The sequence below is a fragment of the Alkalibaculum bacchi genome (genome assembly GCF_003317055.1).
Lineage (GTDB): Bacteria > Bacillota > Clostridia > Eubacteriales > Alkalibacteraceae > Alkalibaculum > Alkalibaculum bacchi.
Window position 1 is genome coordinate 39019 of record NZ_QNRX01000004.1, and the last position, 24672, is coordinate 63690.

At 34.3% G+C, this 24672-nt stretch carries 20 protein-coding genes, 1 tRNA gene and 1 pseudogene; 16 read left to right on the forward strand and 6 right to left on the reverse strand.

Annotated features, from left to right (window positions below; all coding sequences use genetic code 11):
• Position 1: 1 nt before the first annotated feature.
• Positions 2–910, reverse strand: a complete 909-nt coding sequence (nadA, locus tag DES36_RS03805; protein ID WP_113919905.1) for a quinolinate synthase NadA — start codon at positions 908–910, stop codon at positions 2–4.
• Positions 911–1244: 334 nt separating this feature from the next.
• Here nadA and folE point away from each other — a divergent pair, with 334 nt between their 5' ends.
• The 7 genes and pseudogenes from folE (at position 1245) to DES36_RS03840 (ending at position 4934) form a co-directional block, all read left to right on the forward strand.
• A complete protein-coding gene (gene folE / locus DES36_RS03810) occupies positions 1245–1811 on the forward strand; it encodes a GTP cyclohydrolase I FolE (protein ID WP_113919906.1) in 567 nt (188 codons plus the stop codon).
• A 50-nt stretch (positions 1812–1861) separates the two neighbouring features.
• Positions 1862–2203 (forward strand): annotated as a pseudogene (locus DES36_RS03815) (dihydropteroate synthase); the annotation flags it as partial.
• Positions 2204–2238: 35 nt separating this feature from the next.
• Positions 2239–2604 carry a dihydroneopterin aldolase gene (gene folB / locus DES36_RS03820; RefSeq protein ID WP_113919908.1) on the forward strand — a complete coding sequence of 122 codons (366 nt, stop codon included), beginning with the start codon at positions 2239–2241 and terminating at the stop codon, positions 2602–2604.
• Positions 2597–3076 carry a 2-amino-4-hydroxy-6-hydroxymethyldihydropteridine diphosphokinase gene (gene folK / locus DES36_RS03825; RefSeq protein ID WP_113919909.1) on the forward strand — a complete coding sequence of 160 codons (480 nt, stop codon included), beginning with the start codon at positions 2597–2599 and terminating at the stop codon, positions 3074–3076. Before folB ends, folK begins: the two co-directional genes overlap by 8 nt.
• A 398-nt stretch (positions 3077–3474) precedes the next feature.
• Positions 3475–3954, forward strand: a complete 480-nt coding sequence (locus DES36_RS03830; RefSeq protein WP_113919910.1) for an HD domain-containing protein — start codon at positions 3475–3477, stop codon at positions 3952–3954.
• A gap of 186 nt (positions 3955–4140) precedes the next feature.
• Positions 4141–4551, forward strand: coding sequence for a hypothetical protein (locus tag DES36_RS03835; protein WP_113919911.1), 411 nt, complete (start codon positions 4141–4143; stop codon positions 4549–4551).
• A 14-nt stretch (positions 4552–4565) separates the two neighbouring features.
• Positions 4566–4934 (forward strand): hypothetical protein, encoded by a 369-nt coding sequence (locus tag DES36_RS03840; protein ID WP_113919912.1) that lies wholly within the window; start codon positions 4566–4568, stop codon positions 4932–4934.
• Positions 4935–5097: 163 nt separating this feature from the next.
• Here the strand turns inward: DES36_RS03840 and trhA are convergent, their stop codons facing one another.
• Positions 5098–5739 carry a PAQR family membrane homeostasis protein TrhA gene (gene trhA, locus DES36_RS03845; RefSeq protein ID WP_242981688.1) on the reverse strand — a complete coding sequence of 214 codons (642 nt, stop codon included), beginning with the start codon at positions 5737–5739 and terminating at the stop codon, positions 5098–5100.
• Between the two features lie 157 nt (positions 5740–5896).
• Here trhA and DES36_RS03850 point away from each other — a divergent pair, with 157 nt between their 5' ends.
• Complete coding sequence (locus DES36_RS03850) at positions 5897–6391, forward strand: DUF1836 domain-containing protein (protein WP_113919914.1); 495 nt, start codon at positions 5897–5899, stop codon at positions 6389–6391.
• Positions 6392–6671: 280 nt separating this feature from the next.
• On the opposite strand, the gene DES36_RS03855 is transcribed toward DES36_RS03850, so the two are convergent.
• The gene (locus tag DES36_RS03855) at positions 6672–7364 is read right to left on the reverse strand and encodes a Crp/Fnr family transcriptional regulator (RefSeq protein ID WP_113919915.1); all 693 of its coding nucleotides are present in this window, start codon (positions 7362–7364) and stop codon (positions 6672–6674) included.
• A gap of 310 nt (positions 7365–7674) precedes the next feature.
• Here DES36_RS03855 and hcp point away from each other — a divergent pair, with 310 nt between their 5' ends.
• Positions 7675–9240, forward strand: a complete 1566-nt coding sequence (gene hcp / locus DES36_RS03860) for a hydroxylamine reductase (RefSeq protein ID WP_113919916.1) — start codon at positions 7675–7677, stop codon at positions 9238–9240.
• 156 nt (positions 9241–9396) lie between these two features.
• Here the strand turns inward: hcp and DES36_RS03865 are convergent, their stop codons facing one another.
• Positions 9397–10290, reverse strand: a complete 894-nt coding sequence (locus DES36_RS03865; RefSeq protein ID WP_170128164.1) for a ComEC/Rec2 family competence protein — start codon at positions 10288–10290, stop codon at positions 9397–9399.
• Between the two features lie 385 nt (positions 10291–10675).
• Between DES36_RS03865 and nuoE the strand changes: the two genes are divergently transcribed.
• The 4 genes from nuoE to DES36_RS03885 all read left to right on the forward strand — a co-directional run bounded on the left by nuoE (position 10676) and on the right by DES36_RS03885 (position 18484).
• Positions 10676–11212: an NADH-quinone oxidoreductase subunit NuoE gene (nuoE, locus tag DES36_RS03870; RefSeq protein WP_113919918.1), complete on the forward strand. Its 537-nt coding sequence runs from the start codon at positions 10676–10678 to the stop codon at positions 11210–11212.
• Between the two features lie 4 nt (positions 11213–11216).
• A complete protein-coding gene (gene nuoF, locus DES36_RS03875) occupies positions 11217–12950 on the forward strand; it encodes an NADH-quinone oxidoreductase subunit NuoF (RefSeq protein ID WP_113919919.1) in 1734 nt (577 codons plus the stop codon).
• A 20-nt stretch (positions 12951–12970) separates the two neighbouring features.
• The gene (locus DES36_RS03880) at positions 12971–16546 is read left to right on the forward strand and encodes a molybdopterin-dependent oxidoreductase (protein WP_113919920.1); all 3576 of its coding nucleotides are present in this window, start codon (positions 12971–12973) and stop codon (positions 16544–16546) included.
• A 285-nt stretch (positions 16547–16831) separates the two neighbouring features.
• Positions 16832–18484, forward strand: coding sequence for a DEAD/DEAH box helicase (locus DES36_RS03885; protein ID WP_113919921.1), 1653 nt, complete (start codon positions 16832–16834; stop codon positions 18482–18484).
• A 243-nt stretch (positions 18485–18727) separates the two neighbouring features.
• Here the strand turns inward: DES36_RS03885 and DES36_RS03890 are convergent, their stop codons facing one another.
• Both DES36_RS03890 and DES36_RS03895 read right to left on the reverse strand, forming a co-directional pair.
• Positions 18728–20701: a fructose-1,6-bisphosphatase gene (locus DES36_RS03890; protein ID WP_113919922.1), complete on the reverse strand. Its 1974-nt coding sequence runs from the start codon at positions 20699–20701 to the stop codon at positions 18728–18730.
• A 314-nt stretch (positions 20702–21015) separates the two neighbouring features.
• Positions 21016–21693 (reverse strand): uracil-DNA glycosylase, encoded by a 678-nt coding sequence (locus DES36_RS03895; RefSeq protein WP_113919923.1) that lies wholly within the window; start codon positions 21691–21693, stop codon positions 21016–21018.
• Positions 21694–22314: 621 nt separating this feature from the next.
• Between DES36_RS03895 and DES36_RS03900 the strand changes: the two genes are divergently transcribed.
• From DES36_RS03900 to DES36_RS03910, 3 genes are all read left to right on the forward strand, one after another.
• On the forward strand, positions 22315–23313 hold the full coding sequence (locus tag DES36_RS03900) for a hypothetical protein (RefSeq protein WP_113919924.1): 999 nt from the start codon (positions 22315–22317) through the stop codon (positions 23311–23313).
• Positions 23314–23804: 491 nt separating this feature from the next.
• Positions 23805–24134 (forward strand): hypothetical protein, encoded by a 330-nt coding sequence (locus tag DES36_RS03905; RefSeq protein WP_113919925.1) that lies wholly within the window; start codon positions 23805–23807, stop codon positions 24132–24134.
• A 298-nt stretch (positions 24135–24432) separates the two neighbouring features.
• Positions 24433–24508, forward strand: a tRNA-Val gene (locus DES36_RS03910).
• Positions 24509–24672: the final 164 nt, after the last annotated feature.

Consider the following 24672-nt stretch of genomic DNA (forward strand, 5'->3'; position numbering starts at 1 on the left):
TTTATTTAGAGAGTTCATGCATTTTCTCAAGGGAACGCAATGCTTTAACTCTTAAACCTTCCTCTACGGTGATTTCGTACTTGTTAAATGCAAGGCTTTCATAGACATCTTGTAGAGTGGTTTTTTTCATATTTACACATGTCATAGTTGCACCAGGTACGTAGAAGTTTTTGTCTGGATTTTTCTTTTTCATCTGATGAAGGATTCCTTCTTCCGTCACAACGAGATAATCTTTGAAATCATGGTCTGTTGCAAAAGTAAGTATTCCACTAGTACTACCTATATAATCTGCTAAGTCTCTTACTTCTTTGTCACATTCAGGATGAGCGAGGACTTTGATTTCTGGAATTCTTTTTTTGATTTTAACAATGCTTTCTGGTCTAACTCTGTGATGTGTAATACAGAAACCATCCCATAAAATAAACCTCTTGCTAGGAAATTGCTCGGCTAAGTAGCTACCTAAGTTTTTGTCTGGTAGGAATAGAATTTCATCGCTTTCAATGCTATTGATAATTTTTTCTGCACTTGAAGAAGTAACGCAAACGTCTACAAGTGCCTTTACTTCTGTAGATGAGTTAATATAGGCTATTACAGTTGCATCAGGGTAATCTTTGATCCATTCTGAAACGCCTTCTTCATCAGCCATATCCGCCATAGGACATCCAGCGTCTAAAGCAGGTAGTAAAACAGTCTTTTCTGGGGATAAGATTTTAGCACTTTCAGCCATAAATTTTACTCCACAAAAGACGATTAGCTGTTGTTCGCAGTCTCGAGCAATTTGACTTAAATAGTAAGAATCGCCGATGACATCTGCAATATCTTGAACCTCAGGTCTTTGATAATAATGGGATAAAATGATTGCATTTTTTTCCTTTTTTAATCTTTGAATTTCTTTAATTAATTTTTCCATCGCTCATCACTTTCTGTTGTATTTTTTTCACGCATTTCATTAAATATTATAACTTAGTTAAATATTATAACATAGTTCAAAAATAAAATTAATATCATAATTCTTTGAATATGATGTAATAATTTTGGAAAGGGGATTTAATGTAGCTGGTGAGAGGCTTGCCCATTACTATAAGTGATGACAAAAAGTTTCACTTTGATGTAGTAATCTATTACGTTATAATATATATTATGGAATTGTAAAAATATATAAAATTTAGTTATTTAATCAAACAATTGCTATTGACGGACATTATGCGAATCAATAAGCGATTATTGAATAGGGAGGTTATACAATGGATAAGAAAAAAATTGAAGATGCAGTTAGACAAATATTAGAGGCGATTGGAGAAGATCCAGATAGGGAGGGGTTAATAGAAACGCCAAAGAGAATTGCAAAAATGTATGAAGAAATTTTTTCGGGTTTAGAACAAGATCCAGGAGAACATCTAGAAAAAATTTTCCCAGGTGAAAATCATGAGGAACTAGTTCTCATTAAGGATATTCCCTTTTATTCCATGTGCGAACATCATCTAGTACCTTTCTTTGGAAAAGCTCATGTAGGATATCTGCCTAAAGACGGGAAATTAACAGGTCTTAGTAAATTAGCCAGGGTGGTGGAAACCCTCTCAAAGAAACCTCAATTGCAAGAGAGATTAACTTCTTCTGTAGCAGATATTATTATGGAAAAATTGAAACCTTATGGCGTAATTGTAGTTATTGAAGCAGAGCATATGTGTATGACCATGCGAGGGGTTAAAAAGCCAGGGTCTAAAACCATAACTTCTGCTGTAAGAGGAGGATTTGCTACAGATGCTAAGGCACGAGCAGAAGTCATGTCTTTTATTAATTGGAGAAACTAGTTTACAATAAGGGTTTTGCAGTTGAAATTATCAAATGATGGAGGCAACGGATGAAGACAGTAAGAGAAATGTTTGACTTTGATAAAAAGACTTATATTATGGGCATTTTGAATGTGACTCCAGATTCCTTTTCAGATGGTGGTAGCTGGAACAATATAAACGATGCTATGAATCATGCTGAAGAGATGATCAAACAAGGTGCGGACATTATCGATGTAGGCGGAGAATCTACTAGGCCTGGTTATACCATGATTAGTGACGAAGAAAAAATTCAAAGAACGGCCCCATATATTCAAGCTTTAAAAGAGAAATTTGATGTCCCAGTATCAATTGATACATATAAGCCGATTGTAGCAGAGGCAGCAATAAAAAGTGGAGTAGATATTATTAACTAAAGTGACAGATGCCATACTAAAGGGGAAAATAGATGGATAAAATTATTATGGAGAATATGGGTTTTTATGGTTATCATGGAGTCTTAGAAGAAGAAAAGAAACTGGGTCAAAAATTTTTTGTAGATGCAGAGCTTTATCTTGATTTAAAAAAAGCCGGTGAAAGCGATGATTTACATTATACCGTCAGCTATGCTGAAGTATACGAGATGATTCAAAAAAACTTTAAGGAAAAAAAGATGGATTTAATTGAAGCTGTTGCGGAGACCATCTGCAATCAAATATTAGATGCTTATCCTATTATTCATGAAGTAATGATAAGAGTAAAGAAGCCAGAAGCACCTGTGGAAGGGATTTACGATTACTTTGGAGTAGAATTGAGGAGAAAGAAAAATGGTTAAAGCGTATTTAGGTTTAGGAAGTAATATAGGAGATACGAAAAAGAATATAGATATTGCAGTTGATCTTTTGAAGTCTTCAAAAAATATTACTGTGATAAAACAGTCTTCTTATTATGAGACAGAACCTGTAGGCTATGTAGAACAAGATTGGTTTTTAAACATTGTTGTCCAAATTGAAACGGATTTTGAGCCAGAGGAGCTCTTGGTATTTTGCCAACAGATTGAAGAAGTACTGAAGAGAAAGAGAATCATTCGTTGGGGTCCTAGAACCATCGATGTGGATATACTCCTATATGAACACTATACAAGCAATGAAGAATCTTTGACCATACCTCATCCAAGGATGACAGAAAGAGCCTTTGTCATGGTTCCCCTTTATGAAATTGCCGCCGATTTGGTTATAGAAGGAAAATCCATAGATGAAATCATAAAGAACTTAAACGGAGAAGAAATCCATAAGCTTGAGAAATAGATTTTAAAAAAGGAATAACCTAGAAATCATTTCTTTTTATTATAGGCTTTAGCCTGTTGAGCTGTAAAGGGCGAAAAATATTAAACCACCCGTTGAACGGGTGGCCCTCATTGAGTAGGCGACTTCTGTTTTTTAATAAAATAAGAAGTTTTGCTTTTGACTCTAGTTCTTGCTCGAATCATCCTGAGCATAGCGAAGCATCTGTGCATATAAGATAGACAAGAAAAATATCAAAATAATTGAGTTTTAATATAAGAATTTCATATATGGTACCTACCCGTTAAGAGTGCTTGTTCTTCAATGTTAGTAGTAGAGATCCTTCGTCTCACGATGACTAAAGCAGTAAATAGGGTAAACTTAGAGCACCTGCGATAATTTAGTATAAAGGTGGGAATAATATGAATCGAGTAGATAAAATTTTGCAAAATAAAAAGTATAAAGAACATCTAGAAAGAATTGAAAACTTAGAAATGATGAGGGTTTATTGTAAACATCATATGACCCATTTTATGGATGTAGCTCGGATTGCGTACATTTTAAATTTAGAAGAAGAAAGTGGTATAGATAAAGAAATGATATATGCTACAGCATTATTACATGATATTGGTAGGTGGAAGGAATATGAATCTGGCATAGACCACGCCTTAGCCAGTCAGGAACTATCCGTAGAAATTCTCCAAGATTGCGGATTCCATAAAGAAGAAATTAAAGAAATAGGAGACGCTATAGCCCATCACCGAATCAAAGACAATCACCCCACAGTCTTGAGTCAATACCTCTACCGTGCAGATAAACTTTCGAGGTCGTGCTATTCGTGTAAATCTATCAAAGCCTGTAAGAAATTTGCCAATGAAGAAGTACCTATTTTTTTGTATTAACGATTCAATTAGAAGACGAATACATTCATTTCTAAGACTCTATTTAAAATCATAATCGCATGACGATACTATTTAACCATATTTTAGTATATTTTACAAATTACGACAAATATAAGCCGGTTTTTACTATAGAATAAATATAAATATTTATATGAGGAGGAAGCAAAAATAGAAAATTATTCTATTATGTCAACAGGAGTAAAACAAGAAACTAGTTCTGGCGAAAGTGTGAAAATAACCCAAGGATTTAATTACGAGAAGCGATCGTTTAGTGGTATGGCTTGTTATAGAGCAACGAGCTTTTTTTCAACCCCTACTTTGACTGACAGCAGATTTAGGCTTATTTCTTTAAAACAAAATATTACCGCTAGTGGTCAAGGATATAAATCTAACGGTGTTGGCACATATGTAAATGAGACTAGTAATATTTCACCGATTAGCAATCCTGTAAGTGGGAAAAAATATCCTAAATTAACAGGATTTGTAAATTTCGTATCTCCAAATGATGGTTCTGCGATAGGGACAAGGGCGACTCTTACTTATCGACGTATAGATGGGACCACTACATATACATTTTCATTTCCAACAACAATATAAGGAGAATAATAATTTTGAAAAGAAATTTTTGTAAAGTTGCCACAGTACTAATATTTCTTATATTTTTCTACCATATATCAATATTCATAAAAGTAAATCATAAAGTAGTTCCTGATTTTTTACAATATCAACTTTGGATAAGCGTATGGACACTAGTACTCGTTTCTATATTATCTATTGACTTTATAAAGGCTTGGTTTGATTCAGGTAGACTTAAGATTAATATGATCTATTTCGTATTGTCACTGTTTATACTAACCATGTTTATTCCGGGCACACCATTATTCTCATTTGTGTTAATTGATCAAACAGAAGTCTTGTTTATTATTTTCTGGTATTTTGTAATACATTCGTTCTATAAGCAAATGCCAGAAGAAGGATAATGCTTGTGAAAACACAAAGAATTGTCCGAATAAATCAGATAATCTCAGACTGTCGACAAAATGGCATTAGGATAATATTCTAATGCCATTTTTTTATATTAAATAATTCTATATTTTTTATAAATAACATACGAAAAACATTCGGTATAAACCCCGTTTTCCTTTACACGATGATATATCTAAATATCATAATAAAGTGGAAGAAGCTTCCGAGCAGTATAAAAACGTGAAAGATCTCATGAAAACCAAATTTTCCTATTTTACATTTTTCGGATTTTTTTCCGTATATAATTGCGCCAACAGAATACATGACCCCTCCTAGTACTAGTAGAGTAATTGCAGGGGCAGGTAGAGCCTTTGATATAGGATAAATAAAAAATATAGATATCCAACCTAATAATAAGTAAAAGCTAGTAGAAAGCCACCTAGGTGCATTCATCCAAAAAATCTTGAGTATAATGCCTATAAGGGCTAGGGACCAAATAAGACCTAGTAAAAGATATCCTAAAAAGCCTTTTAATGTAATCAAGCAGATAGGCGTATAGGTGGAGGCAATTAACACATAAATCATTATGTGATCGATTTTTCTTAAAAACTCTAATTTCTCTATAGAGGCAATTTTCCAATGATAGACTGTCGAAGCAGTATATAAGCCAATTAGCCCAAGTGAAAAAACAATAGAGCTGATGAGATTTTCATAAGAAAAATGATTTATTGTAGACAATAACAACAATGCTAAAGCAAGCAAGGATAAAACGATTCCTATTAGATGGGTAATAGAGTTTATTGGTTCTCTACATTTCATATAAACAACACCTTTCATATAGTAATCAATACTACATCATATGATAATAATAAGATTATATTTAGTATATGTCAAGTTTATCTTTGTAATTACTATGTAAATATTATATAATTCATTTTAGATTGAGAATTTGCATTATATTCAGGAGGGGTATCCTTTGCAAGAGTTTGAGAAGCTCCAAGAAATACAATTGCCTGACATCGATTTGTACATGGATCAAGTTTTAACCATATTAGAAAGTCAAATGGATAGTTATAAATTACATGATGACGAGAAGGTTATGACGAAGACCATGATCAATAATTACGTCAAATCTAAGCTTATAGGAAAACCAGTAAAAAAGAAATACGGCAAAGAACAGCTTATGCAGTTGATTATGATTTACCATATGAAAAATGTAATAAACTTTGCGGATTTAGAGGTGTTTTTTCAAAGGGCTATTAAAGAAAACCAAGAAGGCATGGAGCTATTATATGAAGATTTTGTACAGATTCACGACAATATGTTAGATCATTTTATTAGTAAGGAAAAACAATTAAGTGAGCTAGAAGGCAGTGATAAAATAAAAGAGCTCTTAAAGATAATAATCACAGCAGATCTAAATAAGAGAGTGGCTGAGAGAGTACTTAAGGAAATGAAGGGTGAAGAGTAAGAAGTAAGTATATATAGGTATATATATAACAATAGCTGAAAGAAGTATAAAGCTACTAGCGGCCAGCAACCAGCAACCAGCAACCAGCAACCAGCAAAACCTTCAAGTATATAGATTATTCTCCATAGTTAGTTTGTAGAGGTTTTTCACTACGCAATTAAAAGCTTTTCCCGTTCAACCAACAAAAGTTTTAAGTTCTATGTAAAAGCCTTTGCCACCAGAGGTGGCTTTTAGGTTTTGCTGACCACCCGACCACCTTAAAAAGTTCCGCATTCCGCTACTATGAAATAATCTCCTTTAACGAATCCACATCTACCAGTGATATAGAAGATCTCTCAAAGTCAATGAACCCTTCGTCTCGCATTTTTCCTAATTCCCGTGATAAAGAAGGTCTCGTTACATTTAGAAATTCAGCTAATTCATTTCGATTCATAGGAAGTTTAAACTTTGGTTTTCCCAATTTGTCGTATTGTTCTAGAAAATAGGTGGCTATTTTCTCTCTTACACTTCTTAAAGACAAATACTCTAATCTCTTGTTTAACAAAAGCCCTCTATTAGAGACTAAGCCTAGCATGTTTAGAATCAACTCCTGATGACTAAAACATATATTACTGCAGTTACCAGTAATTTTATCTCGGGGTAGGAAGATGACTGTTGTGTCACAACTAGCGCTTACGGATACAGGCCAAGTATTTCTGTTTGAAAAAGCAATCATCTCTCCGAAAATATCGCCTTGCTTCAATAGATTAACCATAATTCGATTACCTGCAACATTTTCTTTAACTACTGTAGCTTCTCCTAAGAGTATAATGCCAATACCAGTAAAGGGGTCTCCATCAATGGTAATGTATTCATTCTTCTGAAATTGATGTACAGGTGGCTTTAAACATTGGAGCAGTGAATTGATAGAATCAATATCAATGTCTTTAAACAATACTGTGTGGGATAATATTTTAGACCATTTGTCATACATTATAAAAACCTCGTTATTTGGTAACAATAGTTACCGTATTTATTTCTTTAAGTATATTATACTGTTTACAGAAACGCAAGGGCAATTATAGGAATTATTCAATGGAAAAGTAATAAATGGTAACATGGGTTACAGACTAAAGCCTTTATAACGATTACAATAAAAACAAATTAAATGTTTTGAGTATGTTAAAGTGGGGTATCTGTCTATATACAATATATGTGTATAGTAAGAAACTCACTAGAGGCGTTTTGCACCATTTAAAATGATGGTTTAAAAGTTTATTTCATATATTAAAAGGAGGATTTATATGTCAAAGATGTTTTGTTTTCAATGTGAACAAACGGCAAAGGGAACAGGCTGTACTGAAATGGGAGTATGTGGTAAGACTCCAGAGGTATCAAACAAACAAGATGAATTAGTAGCTGCTTTAATAGGCTTGGCAAGATCTGCAAAAGGGATAGAAACAAGTAAAATTACAGATAAATTAGTGATGGATACATTATTTGTGCAAGTAACAAATGTAGACTTTGATGAAAAAGACGTTGACAAATGGGTACAAAAAGTAAAAGCGGAAAAATTAAAATATGGAAATGCTGAAGATTTCAAATGGGAAGAGCTATGGACAGGAAATGAAGACATCGTTTCTTTAAGGTCTACATTATTATTAGGTATGAGAGGTATGGCAGCATATGCACATCATGCATACGCTCTTGGAAAGCAAGATCCAGAAGTTAATGCTTGGTTCTACAAAGGATTAGTAGCATTAGGAGAAGAACACAGCGTTGAAGAATGGTTAGACTTACTTATGGAATTTGGTCAAATGAACTTAAAATGTATGGCTATTCTTGATGAAGCGAATACATCTACATACGGTCATCCAGAGCCAACAGAAGTTACTACAAATGTTGAAAAAGGACCTTTCATTGTTGTAACAGGTCATGATCTACTAGACTTAAAAGAATTATTAGAGCAAACAGAAGGAAAGGGTGTAAATATCTATACTCATGGAGAAATGCTTCCAGCACACGCTTATCCGGAACTTAAAAAATATTCTCACTTAAAAGGGAATTATGGAACAGCATGGCAAAATCAGAAAAAAGAATTTGAAAACCTACCAGGAGCAATTCTTTTTACTACAAACTGTTTAATGCCTCCAAAAGATAGCTATGCAGACAATATCTTTACTACATCTGTAGTTGCATACCCAGGTTTAAAACACGTTGAAGACCGTGCAGATGGACAAAAAGATTTCTCGGCACTTATTGCCAAAGCTATTGAACTAGGTGGATTTAAAGAAGATACTAAGTTTACTGGCATCAATGGTGGAGATAAACTAATGACTGGTTTCGCAAGAAATACAGTATTAGGTGCGGCAGATACAGTAGTGGGCGCAGTAAAGAATGGCGCAATCAAACACTTCTTCTTAGTAGGTGGTTGTGATGGTGCAAAACCAGGAAGAAATTATTATACAGATTTCGTAAAACAAACACCAGACGACTCCATCGTACTTACATTAGCATGTGGTAAATTTAGATTTAATGATATAGATGCAGGTGAAATTGGTGGACTTCCAAGGATCATGGATATGGGTCAATGTAATGATGCTTATTCTGCAATCCAAGTAGCTGTAGCATTAGCAGAAGCTTTTGAATGTGGAGTAAATGACCTACCACTTACATTAGTATTATCATGGTATGAACAAAAAGCAGTATGTATCTTATTAACATTATTAGCATTGGGTATCAAGAATATCTATATTGGGCCATCTATCCCAGCATTCTTCTCTTCTACAGTATTAAATGTATTAGTAGAAAAATTCGGATTAACTCCAATTAGCACACCAGGAGAAGATTTAAAGAAAATATTAGCATAATAAAAAATAGGCTTACAGCTTGCTGTAAGCCTATTTTTGGTTGGACGGTTGGACGGGAAAAATCAAACTCACCTCCAACTTCACGCCTCTAGCTACTTATTAAGTCATTACTGGTGGAGAAAAGTACTAATGGCTGATCGCTGGCCGCTGATTGCTTTATTTAATCAGTGATTCTCTATCTGTATTCTTATAAGGACTTCTCGTCATATGGATCTTTTCTCCATCGCTAGTTGCTACTATAGTTCCGTTTCCTGCTGTAAGGAGCGGTTTTACGCCATAGACTTTTAGGTTGAAATTAGTCCTGATATGAGGAAAGATTTTTGAATTTTTACGCGTAGTGATGACTGCATATTCAGGTTGGACTTTTTTAATCAAACCTACAGGAGTAGAACCAGAGCTTCCGTGATGACCAATTTTAATGACATTTGCTTGAAGATCGTCGTCAGAATCGATCATTTCGTCTACTGCTATTTCTTCTGCATCTCCCATAAATAGAAATGATGTCTTGCTATATTTCATTTTTGTCACTAGAGAGCAGTGATTTAGCTTCTTATATTTGCTTTTTTTTGGCGAGATGAATTGAAAGCAAGCATCTCCCAATTTAAAAGAGTCTCCAACTTTTGGATGAGAGATAGTATAACCTTTTCGCTCTATGGCTTCCTTAAAATTCGTATTTGCTCTATTATCATAATCTGTATCTAATGCATATACTGTACCTATTTCAAAGCTATAAACGATATCGTCCATACTGCCAATATGATCTTCATGAGGATGGGTTTGTATAAGCACATCAATTTTTTTAATGCCCAGGTTGAGTAAATAGCCTTGTATGTACATGCTATCAGATTCATTTCCACTATCAATAAGTGCTGTTTGTCCATCGGGAGTTTGTATGAGAACAGAGTCAGCTTGTCCGATATCCAAAAAATGAACGGTTAAATTAGATTTTTTATTTTCTGCTAATACCCTATGCCCATAATAATTTGCAAAGGCTATAAAGAGGAGCAGCAAACACATTGTGATATATTTTTTATGAAAAGGTTTCGTCATAAGAATCTGTCCTTTTAAAAGCGAGTATTTCATTATTTTATGAAGATTAAGAGAAATTATGAAGAATTCTAAATCTTTATATAAATGAAGGATTATATCAAATCTTTAATAATAAAAATGTTGATGGATATACAATCGAATTCATTCATTATATGTAATTGTTAATTTACAAATTAATATTTACATTTGCATGCCAATTGTGATATAAATAGTAATGCGTAAATAGCTTAATAATTTTAGACGTAAGCAATTTTTTTTTGCAAATAATGTAAACGAATTCACACCTACTTTTAGTGGATTTGGTTTATAGAAATGCTATAATAGACATGTGACTAAATTAACAAGGGCATTATTTATCATAATACATAGATAAGGAGTTTTGCAGATGGAATGTTGTGGAGGCAACAAAAGTGTTTTAAAAGTTCAGTTCAAAGATGAAAATATCGATTTATCAGCTTTGAATGCTACTCTAGCAAAGTACGGAAGTACAAAGGGTAGCTTGATTACAATTCTTCAAAAAGCTCAAGACATTTATGGTTATTTACCAGAATCAGTTTTAGACTATGTGGCTACAGAAATAGGTGAAAAGCCAGCTAAGGTCTATGGTGTAGCAACTTTCTATACACAATTCAGGTTAAAACCTGTAGGTGAATATCTAATCATGTTATGTAAGGGTACAGCATGCCATGTAAATGGAGCAAATGGAATTGAAGAGGCAATAAATGAGGAGTTAGGTATTCATGATGGAGAAACAACAGAAGATAATATGTTTACTTTAAACAATGTAGCCTGTCTAGGTTGTTGCAGTTTATCTCCTGTTATGATGATTAATGGAGAGACTTACGGCAAATTGACTCCTAAAAAGACAAAAGAAATTATACAAAAGTTGAAAACGGATCATTTGGAAGAAAAGGAGGCATAAGTTTATGAAAATCATTGTAGGATATGGTAGCTGTGGTATTGCTGCAGGCGCTGGTAAAGTATATAAAGCTTTAGAAAAGAGAATCAAAGAAGATAATCTTCAAATGGATCTAGATATAGCAGGTTGTAATGGTATGTGTTACTTAGAGCCAATCGTAGACGTTTACGATGATGAAGGAAACAAAAAAACATATGTACAAGTTACTCCTGAGAGAATTGATGACATTATAAACAATCTCCAAGACTCAGATCTAATTATTTCAGAAGATGAAGTAGCTAGAAGATCTAAGATCGTAAAAGTTGCAACTGCAAAATGTGGAGTAATTAATCCAGAAAAAATCGAAGAATACATAGAAAATAATGGCTACGAGGCCATAAAAAAATGCATTACAGAGATGGCACCAGAAGATGTTATTGAAGAAATAAAATTATCAGGTTTAAGAGGTAGAGGAGGAGCAGGTTTCCCTACTTGGTTCAAATGGAATGCTGCCCTACAATCAAAGGCAACACCTAAGTACATGGTATGTAATGCAGACGAAGGAGATCCAGGTGCATTCATGGATAGAAGTGTACTAGAAGGAGATCCTCATAACTTAATTGAAGGTATGATGATTGGTGCATATGCTATAGGTGCTGAAGAAGGCGTTGTATATGTACGAGCTGAGTATCCTCTTGCGATTGTCCGTTTACAAAATGCAATAGATCAAGCTAGAGAAAAAGGCATCCTAGGAAAGAACATCTTTGGCAGCAATTTCTCTTTTGACCTAAGAATCAAAGCAGGTGCAGGAGCTTTCGTATGTGGAGAAGAAACTGCATTAATTGCATCTCTTGAGGGTGAAAGAGGTATGCCTAGATTAAAACCTCCATTCCCTGCTCAAAAGGGATACTGGAATCTTCCAACGAATATTAACAATGTTGAGACTTTTGCTAATATTCCATGGATTATGTACAATGGTGGAGATAAATACGCTGCTATGGGAACAGAAGATAGCAAGGGAACAAAAGTATTTGCTTTAACAGGTAAAATTAAAAATGGTGGACTTGTTGAGGTTCCTATGGGAATGTCAATCAAAGAAATCATCTATGAACTTGGTGGTGGAATACTAAACGACAAAGAATTTAAAGCGGTACAAATGGGTGGACCATCTGGTGGATGTATCCCTGCAAGCATAATTGATACAAAAGTAGATTATAAATCCCTAGCAGCTACAGGAGCAATTATGGGCTCAGGTGGTATGGTTGTTATGGATGAAACTACTTGTATGGTAGATATGGCTAGATTCTTCCTAGACTTTACTCAAAAGGAATCTTGTGGAAAGTGTATTCACTGTAGAATCGGTACTACAAGAATGTTAGAGATTTTAACTCGAATCACAGAAGGAAATGGAAAAGAAGGCGATATCGAGCTATTAGAAGAATTAGCTACGCAAATTAAAGCAGGTTCTTTATGTGGTCTTGGTCAAACAGCTCCAAATCCAGTATTAAGTACAATTCGATATTTTAGAGATGAATATGAAGCTCATATTCGCGACCATAAATGTCCTGCTAAGCAATGCTCAAATCTTTTAACTTATGAAATAATAGATGAATGTATTGGTTGTGGCGTTTGTAAGAGAAATTGTCCAGTAGAAGCTATTACGGGTGAAAAGAAAGAAAAACACGAAATCAATCAAGAAATCTGTATTAAGTGCGGAAAATGTTATCAAGCATGTAAGTTTGACGCAATTACAGTCGATTAGTACAGGAGGGAGCTAAAATAATGTCTTTGATACGTTTAAATATAAATGGAAAAGAAGTAACTGGCATAGATGGTCAAACGATTTTACAAATTGCACAAGAAAACAATATCGAAATACCGACACTTTGCTACGATGAAAGAGTAAAAATATACGGCTCTTGTGGTCTTTGTGTAGTTGAAGTAGAAGGAATTCCAAAACTATTAAGATCTTGTGCAACTTTAGCAAGCAATGGAATGGTAGTCAACACAAATTCAGATAAAATTAGACTATCGAGAAAAACAGCTTTAGACCTATTATTATCTGACCACGTAGGAGACTGTAAAGCACCATGTGTTCGAGCATGTCCAGGAGAAACAGATTGTCAGGGTTATGTTGGGTTGATTGCTAACGGAGAGCACATTGAAGCGCTAAAATTAATAAAAGAACAATTGCCTTTACCAGGCAGCATTGGTCGAGTATGTCCACATCCTTGTGAAGATGCATGTAGAAGACAATTAGTTGAAGAACCTATTTCAATTGCACACTTAAAGAGATTTGTAGCAGATCAAGATATGTTTAATGAGGAAATGTTCATTCCAGAGTTAGAGCCTAAAACAGGCAAAAAAGTAGGCGTTATAGGTGGTGGCCCCGCAGGATTAACAGCAGCTTACTACTTAACTCAAAAGGGACATGATGTAACGATTTACGATCAAATGCCTGAAATGGGTGGAATGCTTAGATATGGTATTCCTCAATACAGATTGCCAAAAGATATTATAGATGAAGAAGTTGCTGTTATTGAAAAAATGGGAGCAAAACTCGTTAATAATGTGAAAATAGGAAAAGATATTACATTTGACTACATAAGAGAAAACAACGATGCAGTATTTGTAGGCGTTGGAGCATGGACTAGCTCTGCTATGAGATGTAAAGGTGAAGATGCTGAAGGTGTAATTGGCGGTATTGACTTCTTAAGAAAAGCAATGTTAAATGAAGACCTAGTAATAGGTGAAAAAGTAGCTGTAGTAGGTGGCGGAAACACTGCTATGGATGCTTGTAGAACAGCTGTTAGACTTGGTGCAAAAGAAGTTTACGTACTATATAGAAGAACGAAAGAAGAAATGCCTGCTGAAGAAATTGAAATCATAGAAGGTGAAGAAGAAGGCGTAACATTTAAGTTCCTCGTAAGCCCTATAGAAATCATTTCGGAAAATGGCAAAGCAAAACAAGTTCGACTTCAAAAGATGGAACTTGGAGAGCCAGATGCAAGTGGTAGAAGAAAACCTGTTCCAATAGAAGGAGCAGAAGAAGTATTAGATGTAGATTTAGTTATTGCAGCTATAGGTCAAGGCTCTAATTTAGCCGGCTTAGAAGCAATAGAAACTACTTCTAGAGGAACCATTGCTGCAGATGAAAACTCTTTCCAAACAAGCATTCCAGGGGTGTTTGCAGGTGGAGATGTAACGAACAAAGGTGCAGGTATTGCAATTCAAGCTATTGGAGATGCAAAAAAAGCGGCTAATGTTATAGACAAATATCTAGCGGGTGAAATCGTACCTTATGTAAAACCATACTATGTCATTAGAGACGATGAAATAACAGAAGAAGACTTTGCTGATCGTCCAAAAATGCCTAGATCAAAAATCAAACACGTAAGTGGCGAAGATCGAAAAGGCAATTTTGAAGAGATTAACTTCGGTTACACAGAAGAAGAAGCCATAGAAGATGCTAAGAGATGTTTAGAATGTGGATGCCACGATGTATTTGAATGTAAATTATTCCACTATGCAAATGAGTACGATGTAGAGCCAGCTCGAATCGCAGGGGAAGTACATCACAGAGAAGAGGATGATAATCATCCATTCATCGTTCGAAATAGCGACAAATGTATTTTATGTGGATTATGTGTAAGAGTGTGTTCAGAAGTTATGGACAATGAAGCACTTGGCTTAATTGATAGAGGCTTTGATACAGTTGTAAAACCAGCTTTTGGTTTAGCTTTAAAAGATACAAACTGTATTTCTTGTGGTCAATGCGTAAGCGTGTGTCCAACAGGAGCATTACAAGAAAGACTTCAACTTGAAAAATCCGTTCCAGTTGAAACAAATACAACTTCAACAATATGTGCACATTGTAGCGTAGGTTGTAATATCAATCTTGAGACAAGAGGCGAAATGATCTACAGAGCAATCCCAGACAAAGAAAGCAAAGTAGACAATGGATTATTATGTGCTAAAGGTCGATTTGGTTTTGATACAGTTCAAAAAGACAAAAGAATTCTTAGTCCAATGGTTCGAAAAGAAGGTAATTTAGTAGAAGTAGAATGGGAAGAAGCAATTCGATTTGCTGCTAAGAAAATGCAAAGCTTGTCCATGATGTACGGTTCAGAATCTGTAGCAGTATCTGTATCTGATCGAAATACCAATGAAGAAATCTACATGATTAAGAAAATAGCTGAAGAAGGATTAGGTACAAAGAATATTACTTCCTTCAACCGAGTATACGGAGGGATCAAAGATGTATTAGGATATGATGCCTCAACAAACACATTTGATGAGTTATACTCTACAGAGACTATTGTATTATTAGGATCTGACATTATGGAAGACCATCCAATCCTAGGTGTTAAGATTAAAGATGCTGTGGCAAAAGGTGTTCAATTATTAGTAGTCAATCCTTTTGTATCTCATGCTGATGAATGGGCAAAAAATAAAATTTGTGTAGAAAACAATATAGATTTCTTAAAACAAGTAGCTAAAGAGCTTATTGAAAGAGGCAGTGCACCTGCAAATACAGCTGGTATGGATGAATTAAAAGCTAGCTTAAATACTGTGACTGTAAGTAAAGAAGCAAAAGAATTTGTTGATATCTATACAAAAGCGAAAAAAGCGATTATTGTATTTGATCAAAATGCTTTAAGTGCTGATAGCGCTAAGATGATCGCTAATATTGCGGTATTGGCGGGACATATTGGCAAAGCAAGAGCAGGTATCATCCAATTAAAACCAAAGAACAATAGCCAAGGTTTGGCGGATATTGGAATTAACGCAGATTGCACGATCATAGAAGAAGGAATTAAAGGCGGAATCATCAAAGGTATGATGATCTTTGGTGAAGATGTACCGAATGTAGACTTAAGCAATTTAGAATTCTTAATGGTTCAAGATATGTACTTGACTGAAACTGCTAAAAAAGCAGATGTGGTACTTCCATCTGCAAGTTATGCAGAATCAAAAGGTACTTTTACGAATGCGGAAAGAAGAATTCAAACATTAAAAGTTGCTATTCCATCTTTAACTGGTGAAGAAAACTGGGTTGATTTATGTGATTTAGCAGCAGCATTAGGACTTAAAATCAACTACAGTAGCGTAGATGACATCACAGAAGAGTTAACAAGAAATGTTCCAGGGTACTATGGTTTTACTGCCTGTGTAGATGGAACGAGCTTCTGGCCAATTGGAGAAGGTAATGTTCTTTATACAAATGGATATAACTTCCCATGTGGAAAGGCACAGCTACAAGTTGTAGAAGACGGAAAACTTCTTGACAAAGTAGAAAGCACGGATGCTCATGGAAAGATGTTTAAAGAAGTATTAAAAGAAAATGGAATAATCTAATAAAAAAATCGTGCTCTCCTGAGCACGATTTTTTTATTGGCTAAAAGCTGAAAGCGGAATGCTGAAAACTGCGTCACCTATGGGCGAGTTTTGATTTTCTTCCGCTTTCCGCTTTCAGCATTCCGCTTATGAAATTTTAGATTAAAGTAAAAAACTTTGTAGTTTTTTCCCGATATTATGTTTATACTAAGCAAATGTGTGGAATAATTAAAGAAATAAAAATATCTATTTTAAAAGATTAATGATATACTGATAATCGGAATATACAGAAAAAGGAATGATTTAATGGAAATAAAAAAATTTGAAGACATAAAGTGTAGCGACGAGATAAAAAAAGCAGTTGATGCAATGGGCTTTGAGGAAATGACTCCGATTCAACAATTGACGATGCCTTTGATTATGGAAGGTAAGGATGTTGTAGGACAAGCTCAAACAGGTACTGGTAAAACTGCGGCTTTTGGTATACCTCTTTTAGATATAGTAGACCCAAATAATAAAAGTACACAAGCTCTTATCTTATGCCCTACTAGAGAGCTTGCATTACAGGTCTCAGAAGAAATTGCAAAGCTTGCAAAGTATAAACACGGTATTAAGATTGCACCAATTTATGGAGGTCAATCTATTGATCGCCAAATCAATGCATTAAAAAGAGGAGTACAAATTGTCATTGGTACTCCAGGTAGGGTTATCGACCATATCAATAGAAGGACGTTAAAGTTAAAGGATTTGAAATTGTTCGTATTAGATGAGGCCGATGAAATGCTTAATATGGGTTTTAGAGAAGATATAGAGACGATTTTGGAAAGTGTAGACCACGAAAGACAAACGCTTCTTTTTTCTGCTACTATGCCTAAGGCAATATTAGAAATTATCAATAAGTATCAAAAGGATCCAGAGATTGTAAAAGTAGTGCATAAAGAGTTGACTACGCCAAATGTAGAGCAATTATATATAGAGGTAAAAGAACAGGACAAAATAGAAGTTCTTACAAGATTAATAGATGTTTACAACCCTAAATTATCGATTATCTTCTGCAATACAAAGAGAAAAGTAGATGATGTGACAGACCTTATTCAATCAAGAGGTTATAGCGCTGATAAGATTCATGGAGATATGAAGCAACAGGTGAGAAGTAATGTAATCAGCAAGTTCAAAAGAGGAGATATCGAGATTTTAGTAGCTACTGATGTAGCAGCTAGAGGATTAGATATTGACGATGTAGAAATTGTATTTAATTACGATATGCCAAGCCATGAAGAATACTATGTTCATAGGATTGGTAGAACAGGTAGAGCTGGTAAAAATGGAACGGCCTTTACTTTTGTAACTTCTAGGGATTATTATTTGCTAAAGAATGTTATGAATTATACTAAGAAGAAAATCAATCGACATCCTATACCAAGTATAAGCGATATTGAAAATATCAAGACGCAAATATTTATTAATAAATTAAAAAATACCATCGGAGAAGGTGGATTATCTAAATACATTAATATTCTAGATAAAATGATGGAGACAGAAGATTTTCAATCCATAGAAGTAGCGGCGGCAATGCTCAAGATGGAATTAGAACTGCCAGAAAAAGATGTGATTGAGCCAGTTCAATTTAATAAAGGTAGCCGAAGAGATCAAGGATCTCAAAAAGGTGGTAGGAGAAGAAGAGGTGATGAACATATGGCAAGAATGTTTATCAATGTAGGAAGAAACAAAAAAATTCAACCGGGAGATGTAGTAAAGTCTATCGCCTCTGAGACAAGTATGAGTGGCAGCAATATAGGTCATATTGATATCTTTGATAATTATACATTTGTAGATATCCCTGAAGAATACGCTGACGAAGTACTAGAAATTATGAGAAAAGGAACTATAAAGGGCAATAAAGTCGTCATTGAAAGAGCTCAAGGCAAAAAGCCAAAAAGAAGAGTACGTACAAAATAGCTACCAGCCACCAGCATTCTGTATTCCTTTTGGATCAGTTTGCTACTGGAGGTAGCATAAAAGGTCGGCTATTTGAAGTGATAGATTATTACAAGTTTGCAACCATAAAAAGAGAGGGACACATTTTAAATGTGCCCCTCTCTTATATATACTTCTGTTTCATTTAATTAGTATTTCACAAGGTCACCAGCGGTGACCAATAAGTTTTTGCTTACCACCTTACGACCTTACCACCTTAAAAAGCTACAGTCTTTCTTTTAGGCTTCCACTACGGTAAGCGCTGATCAACATCTCTAAATAGTATATTCGCTTGCTCAAGCTTAAACCTACATCTGTATCTGCAACTTTTTTTCGATCTAATACCTTTTCGATAACCCTAATAGTCGAACGGATGTCCTTGCCATCATTGACGGCTTTTTCAACGGATTCGAAGGGCTCATGGCTTGCAAGCTGCAATCCATAAGAATTATAAATCAAAGTATATCCAGCAATACCTGTTGTCTTTTGATAAGCACGAGCAAAACCACCGTCTATGACTAAAAGCCTTCCATTGGCCTTTATAGGGCTTTCTCCATCCTTAGATTTTACAGGCACATGACCATTGATAATATGTCCTTGATCTGGATCTAAGCCAAACTCAATTAAAATTTTTTTTGCGATTTTTTCATCAGAGATTAAATTATAATAAGGAGTGTATACTTCTTTATGAGTGCTTTTATTCACGACAAGATACCGTTCAAAAGTAGCCATCTTATTCTTGCCAAAGAGAGGGGAATCTTTATGACACCATAGATACCAAAAAATTTCGGGTCCTATATTACTTTGTCCGTCTCCAAAATAAGCTTCTCTCACGTATTGATCTAATTTATCTAAGAGTTCTCGGCTTTTGTAGTACTTATTGTTGATTTTTACTTCTTTGAAACTGCCGTCTTTATTCATGGGTAAAGAAGCATGAAAGAGCAGATTGCCATTGTAATTTAAATAAATACTTCCTTTAGATAGCAAAAAGCGTACATGTTTTTGCAATCGTTCAGACAGAGTAAAAGAAGAACGAAGTTTTTGTATTACTCGCTCTTCGTCTAAAGAAAGTTTCCACACTTCTTTAGAATCTATAGTTGGGAAATTGCTATCATTTAGCTCGTAATCTACTCCGTTTATTTTGATGATACTAGCCTTATAATCGATTTTATCTAAGAGAAGTCTGTCTTCTATTTCAAATTCAGGATGTGAGAGGACTAATTGATGTTCCAATTTAAACTGAATAATGGAAATGGCCTTGTGCATCTTTGATAATAACTGCATATCAGAATCTGTAAAAACTTCTGTGCTATTTACTTTGGGAATGAAGTTTTTGCATGAATCGTCAGAATACATCTCTAATGCGAGAGTTGCCAGTGGCAATAAATTAATTCCATACCCGTCTTCTAAAATATCCATATTTGAGTAGCGTAGACATATGCGTACCACATTGGCAATACATGATAAGTCCCCTGCGGCAGCTCCCATCCAGAGAATATCATGATTTCCCCATTGTATGTCTAAGGAGTGATGCTCCATTAAAGTGTCCATGACAATATGAGAACCAGAGCCTCTATCGTAAATATCTCCAATAATATGTAAGTGATCAATGGTCAGTCTTTGAATAACGGAAGAAATCTCTATGATAAATTCATCGGCCTGATCTAAGGAGACGATAGCATTGATGATCTCGTTATAGTAGTCTTTTTTGTTGAAACGGTTTTCATTCTCGTGTAATAATTCCTCCATGATATAAGCAAAAGAAGGGGGGAGTGCTTTTCTTACCTTTGAACGAGTGTATTTAGATGATGCATCCCTGCAAACCTGTACCAATCTGTAAATGGTGATTTTGTACCAGTCGCCCAGGTTTTTCTCTAGAGATTTTACTTGTTGTAATTTTTCGTCAGGATAATATATCAGTGTAGCGAGCTCTTGTATGTCTGATTCAGATAGGGTTTTTCCAAGTACATCTGTTATTTTTCTTTTCACCACGCCTGAAGCATTCCGCATGACATGATTAAAGGCTTCATGCTCACCATGAATGTCAGTAAGAAAATGCTCTGTCCCTTTTGGTAAATTCATAATAGCTTTTAAATTAATAACTTCAGAAGCCGCTATTCCAATGCAGGGGAATTTTTGAGATAAGAGTTCTAAGTAATTTTTATTATCTTGGATTTGTTTACTAGTAAACCTGTTCATAGAAAGCCTCCGTAACTAAGTAAGTAGTATTATAGAATAGCACATATTCTTAAATCTATTCGACTTTATAAGTATTATACCATACCACAAAAGGATTAGAATAGATATAAAACTTAAAATTAATTTATGTGCTATACTAATTAACGGGAATGGAAGGAGGTTCTATAAGTTCTTTTTCTTTTCAATCCAAAAATCTACTATGTGTACATTAAGATAGAGTGTGGATAATTGTGTAAATAATACCTCTGGTAATTAGAGGACCCAAAAGGAATGTAATATGCTGCCGGCTGCTAGCTAGGGTGCCGCAGGCACTCTCATATAGGGTCTATTTGCCAGTCAATTGGTGCTTTTTCCATATTTATTAGGAAATCATTTGCTTTTGAGAAGGGTTTACTTCCGAAAAAACCCTTATTAGCAGAAAAAGGGCTTGGGTGAGGGGATTTAATAATCTTATGGTGAGGGTTATCAATATACATTTCTTTTGATTGAGCAAATTTCCCCCACAAGATAAAGACGACAGAATCTTTCTTTTGATTCACTAATTGTATGATCTCATCCGTAAAGATTTCCCACCCTAGTTTTTGGTGAGAGGCTGGTGAACCTGCTCTTACAGTAAGCACTGCATTTAACAAGAGGATTCCTTGATCAGACCATTTCTTTAAGTAACCGTGATTTGGTATCAAGCAACCTAAATCATCATGAAGTTCTTTATAAATATTCATAAGAGAAGGTGGTATAGATACATCGGGTTTTACTGAAAAAGATAGACCATGAGCCTGTCCTGGACCATGATAAGGATCTTGTCCTAAAATAACTACTTTTACATCTTTATAAGCAGTATAGTGAAGGGCATTAAAGATATCGTACATATCAGGGTAAATCCTTTGAGTCTTGTACTCGTTTTTTAAGGTATGATGTAGACGTACATAATACTCTTTTTCAAATTCGCCTTTAAGTAGTTGATTCCAATCATTTTCAAAGGTAACTGCCATAATAAACGCTCCTAACTATGTTCTGATTTATGATTAAAGTATAAGGTAAAGCATCTTGTTTTTCAATAAGAGTCGAGCATTCTTTATGCTTGCTAAAAGAGTAAAAAATATTCCTCATTTATTATTATTAAATTAAGATCAGTGTCATGTTTCTCTGTTGTATTTTACATAACATAGAGGAAGCGTAGAGGCAGAAAATATTCAATCGCATTTTTAATATCAATTTGAAACAAATATCGACAAAAATTATATTATTCACAGTGTATAATATATTATGTTATTTTAATAACAACCAATAAATTGTTAAAGGAGATGATAGTAAAAAAGAAAAAGTTGTTTTTGATTTTTACACATTCGGCATGGGGTGTATCGATCACTTATACAAAAACTGTATAATTTTAAATATTTGTTTTTTATATTCTGTTAATATCTTCTTAAATCGGTGTGAAAGAAACTAATTGCTCAATAGGGAGAAGGTACGATGTTTTTTAATAATATTATCATTTAAAAGATAATATTAAGTGTTAGTTGATAAGCATATAAGTTGAAAATACATATTTAACATAGTTAGTAAGGCGAAAATATTTATTAGAAAAATATAATTATTAATTACGTCGGAGGATGCTAACAAAAAAAATTATTTTATTAATGACCATTTTAGCGCTAAGCCTTTCATTAGTTACTGTAGATAATATTGTGGAGGCTAAAGAACCAATAGTGAGTGAAAAAATAGGTAAAGATTTAACCATTGAAATTTTAAAGGGTGGACGGGTTGCACCTATAAAAAATAAGGATATTCAAGAAGAGCATCTTGATTTAATTTTACAAAAAATAGGTTATCCAAATGAATCGGTTAAAAGATGGAATGTAGAAAAGAAAAGACAACTTGCAAGTTATGGAGGTAAAGTTGTCGATACCCAGCTAAGCGAATTTAAGCATGAATATGTATCAAAAGATGGTAAAGCTTATGAAGTTACTTCATCAAATAAAGATGAAATTAGAAAAAAACAATTAGACGATTTGAAACAACTAGGAGTAAGAACTGATGAACAAGACAAATATAACATAATTAAAGAAAATGAAAGCTTACTTTCAACCACACAGTCCAATGGTGAGAACCAAGATGGGAAATGGTCAGCTATGATTATAGTTGCTGATATCGGAGAAACCACTAAACAGTATAAATATGTTGTACTTATGGATTATTATTGGGACGGTACACCAAATGTATCTTTTGGAGACAATGCCGGTTTATCTTGGGAACCGTTTGGTCAACCTGTAGCCAATACAGCAATAGGAGTTCATTCATGGGAATATTTAGGAGCTATCCTTACTTCTTATCATGACCTTAATCTTTCATCTAATAGTGGGGTGACATCTAGTTTTTGGTATCATACGAATACTGAGATTCCGTACCATATTGGGTATTTGCTCGAAGAAATTAATGTTAGTAAAAATTATACCGGTGAACAATTAACGATATCAGCTGCGTACACTCATCCATGGGTACCAAATGATTGGAGTATTTCAGTAGGAGAAGGTGGTTTGTCTTTAGGTGGGTCAATTGGTTTTGGAGACAAATGGACTTGGAGACATAATTTTACTCCAACACCTTTATGATTAATTATATATCAAAATTAGTTAATACTAGATTAGTAGACTATTTTCTCAGTTAGATTATTTATTTAATTTATTTTTGAATAAAAATTAACAGTAAACGAAACATATATTTTATAAGCATCCAATATTCAACATTTGTTGCTAAATTAAAAAAACAAGTTTTTCATGTATAAAATCAAAATAATAAAAATAAGGTAGCACAATGAAGTCATAACTTTTTATATGACTTCATTGTATTTTTTAAGAATAGTATGTTTTTTCGATAAACATTCAGAGCATTATACGTATAGAATTTGTTCTGTAGCTACTTATAATTAGGAAATATTTAATAATATATTAAAATATAATGCTTTGTCTTGTAGAATCATGCATAAAGGAGTAGGCAGATTGATAATAAAGATAATTTATGCTATATTGTGTTTGATCAGTGTCGGTAAATACCTATTTATTTTTTATGCTGATTAAAAAATTATGCATCTAGGGGGGGCTTAGTGAAAAATAAAAAAAGAGTATTTATTATGTTCTTATTCATCATCATTGTTGCATTGGCTTTATCCGTCCCTTCAAGGGATGATTTTAATAAATGGATGTCTCAAAATTATAATATTGAGCGTAGCTTTGAAAATCGTCATGAAATTTGGGAAAAGAATGGAGATGTGGTATTTTACGTAAGTTCACATCAGATAGAATTGGGTGTTTTTATGACAATTGAAAAAAAATTTCAATATGAAAATGGCGATGAGTTTACTATTAGAGCATTAGGAATTTTCAATAGCTTTTTCCCTATGGAAGATGGAAGGCTATGGGAAGTGTTAAATTAGTAATTGTTTTACCATTATAGAAAGTCTGTTGAATGATTTATATCACTATCACAGTTTCTATTCGTAGTCAAATAACTGCTCATAGCAGAGGTCGGAAGTCGGAGTAAGGGCGGTCACAGTGGATAATGAACTTGCCTCTTGTCATTAGGCGAACATTGTTCGCCTGCATAGCATAAAACAACAGCATATTTTAACAGAGATAAAAAGTGTTTCATTTTAACTTGCATTTAGCGCTTAGAATTTTCTTGAACAATAACTCTTTACAATTGGACAGGACGTAGGTTATAATGTAAAAGATGATTTCGTAGCTCAGCTGGGAGAGCGCCACCCTGACACGGTGGAGGTCGCTGGTTCAAGTCCAGTCGGAATCACCATTTTTGTAAATATACTTCTAAAATATAGCCTTCTAGTGTGTGCAAAGTGCGTACTAGGGGGCTTTTTTTTAAGCTGGTCGGGTGGTCAGGTGGTCAGCAAAGCCATTCTCGCCTTTAGGCGAGGTAAAGATCTAGACTCTATCAGTAGTCATCCTGAAGCGTAG

What these genes read in the sequence shown, in the direction of transcription:
- DES36_RS03900 (WP_113919924.1), top strand. Translation starts at nt 22,315, where the DNA reads ATGCTAACAAAAAAAATTATTTTATTAATGACCATTTTAGCGCTAAGC.
- DES36_RS03855 (WP_113919915.1), bottom strand. Translation starts at nt 7,364, where the DNA reads ATGTATGACAAATGGTCTAAAATATTATCCCACACAGTATTGTTTAAA.
- DES36_RS03890 (WP_113919922.1), bottom strand. Translation starts at nt 20,701, where the DNA reads ATGAACAGGTTTACTAGTAAACAAATCCAAGATAATAAAAATTACTTA.
- hcp (WP_113919916.1), top strand. Translation starts at nt 7,675, where the DNA reads ATGTCAAAGATGTTTTGTTTTCAATGTGAACAAACGGCAAAGGGAACA.
- trhA (WP_242981688.1), bottom strand. Translation starts at nt 5,739, where the DNA reads ATGAAATGTAGAGAACCAATAAACTCTATTACCCATCTAATAGGAATC.
- DES36_RS03865 (WP_170128164.1), bottom strand. Translation starts at nt 10,290, where the DNA reads ATGACGAAACCTTTTCATAAAAAATATATCACAATGTGTTTGCTGCTC.
- DES36_RS03835 (WP_113919911.1), top strand. Translation starts at nt 4,141, where the DNA reads ATGTCAACAGGAGTAAAACAAGAAACTAGTTCTGGCGAAAGTGTGAAA.
- DES36_RS03895 (WP_113919923.1), bottom strand. Translation starts at nt 21,693, where the DNA reads ATGGCAGTTACCTTTGAAAATGATTGGAATCAACTACTTAAAGGCGAA.
- nuoE (WP_113919918.1), top strand. Translation starts at nt 10,676, where the DNA reads ATGGAATGTTGTGGAGGCAACAAAAGTGTTTTAAAAGTTCAGTTCAAA.
- folK (WP_113919909.1), top strand. Translation starts at nt 2,597, where the DNA reads ATGGTTAAAGCGTATTTAGGTTTAGGAAGTAATATAGGAGATACGAAA.
- folB (WP_113919908.1), top strand. Translation starts at nt 2,239, where the DNA reads ATGGATAAAATTATTATGGAGAATATGGGTTTTTATGGTTATCATGGA.
- nuoF (WP_113919919.1), top strand. Translation starts at nt 11,217, where the DNA reads ATGAAAATCATTGTAGGATATGGTAGCTGTGGTATTGCTGCAGGCGCT.
- nadA (WP_113919905.1), bottom strand. Translation starts at nt 910, where the DNA reads ATGGAAAAATTAATTAAAGAAATTCAAAGATTAAAAAAGGAAAAAAAT.
- DES36_RS03880 (WP_113919920.1), top strand. Translation starts at nt 12,971, where the DNA reads ATGTCTTTGATACGTTTAAATATAAATGGAAAAGAAGTAACTGGCATA.
- folE (WP_113919906.1), top strand. Translation starts at nt 1,245, where the DNA reads ATGGATAAGAAAAAAATTGAAGATGCAGTTAGACAAATATTAGAGGCG.
- DES36_RS03830 (WP_113919910.1), top strand. Translation starts at nt 3,475, where the DNA reads ATGAATCGAGTAGATAAAATTTTGCAAAATAAAAAGTATAAAGAACAT.
- DES36_RS03885 (WP_113919921.1), top strand. Translation starts at nt 16,832, where the DNA reads ATGGAAATAAAAAAATTTGAAGACATAAAGTGTAGCGACGAGATAAAA.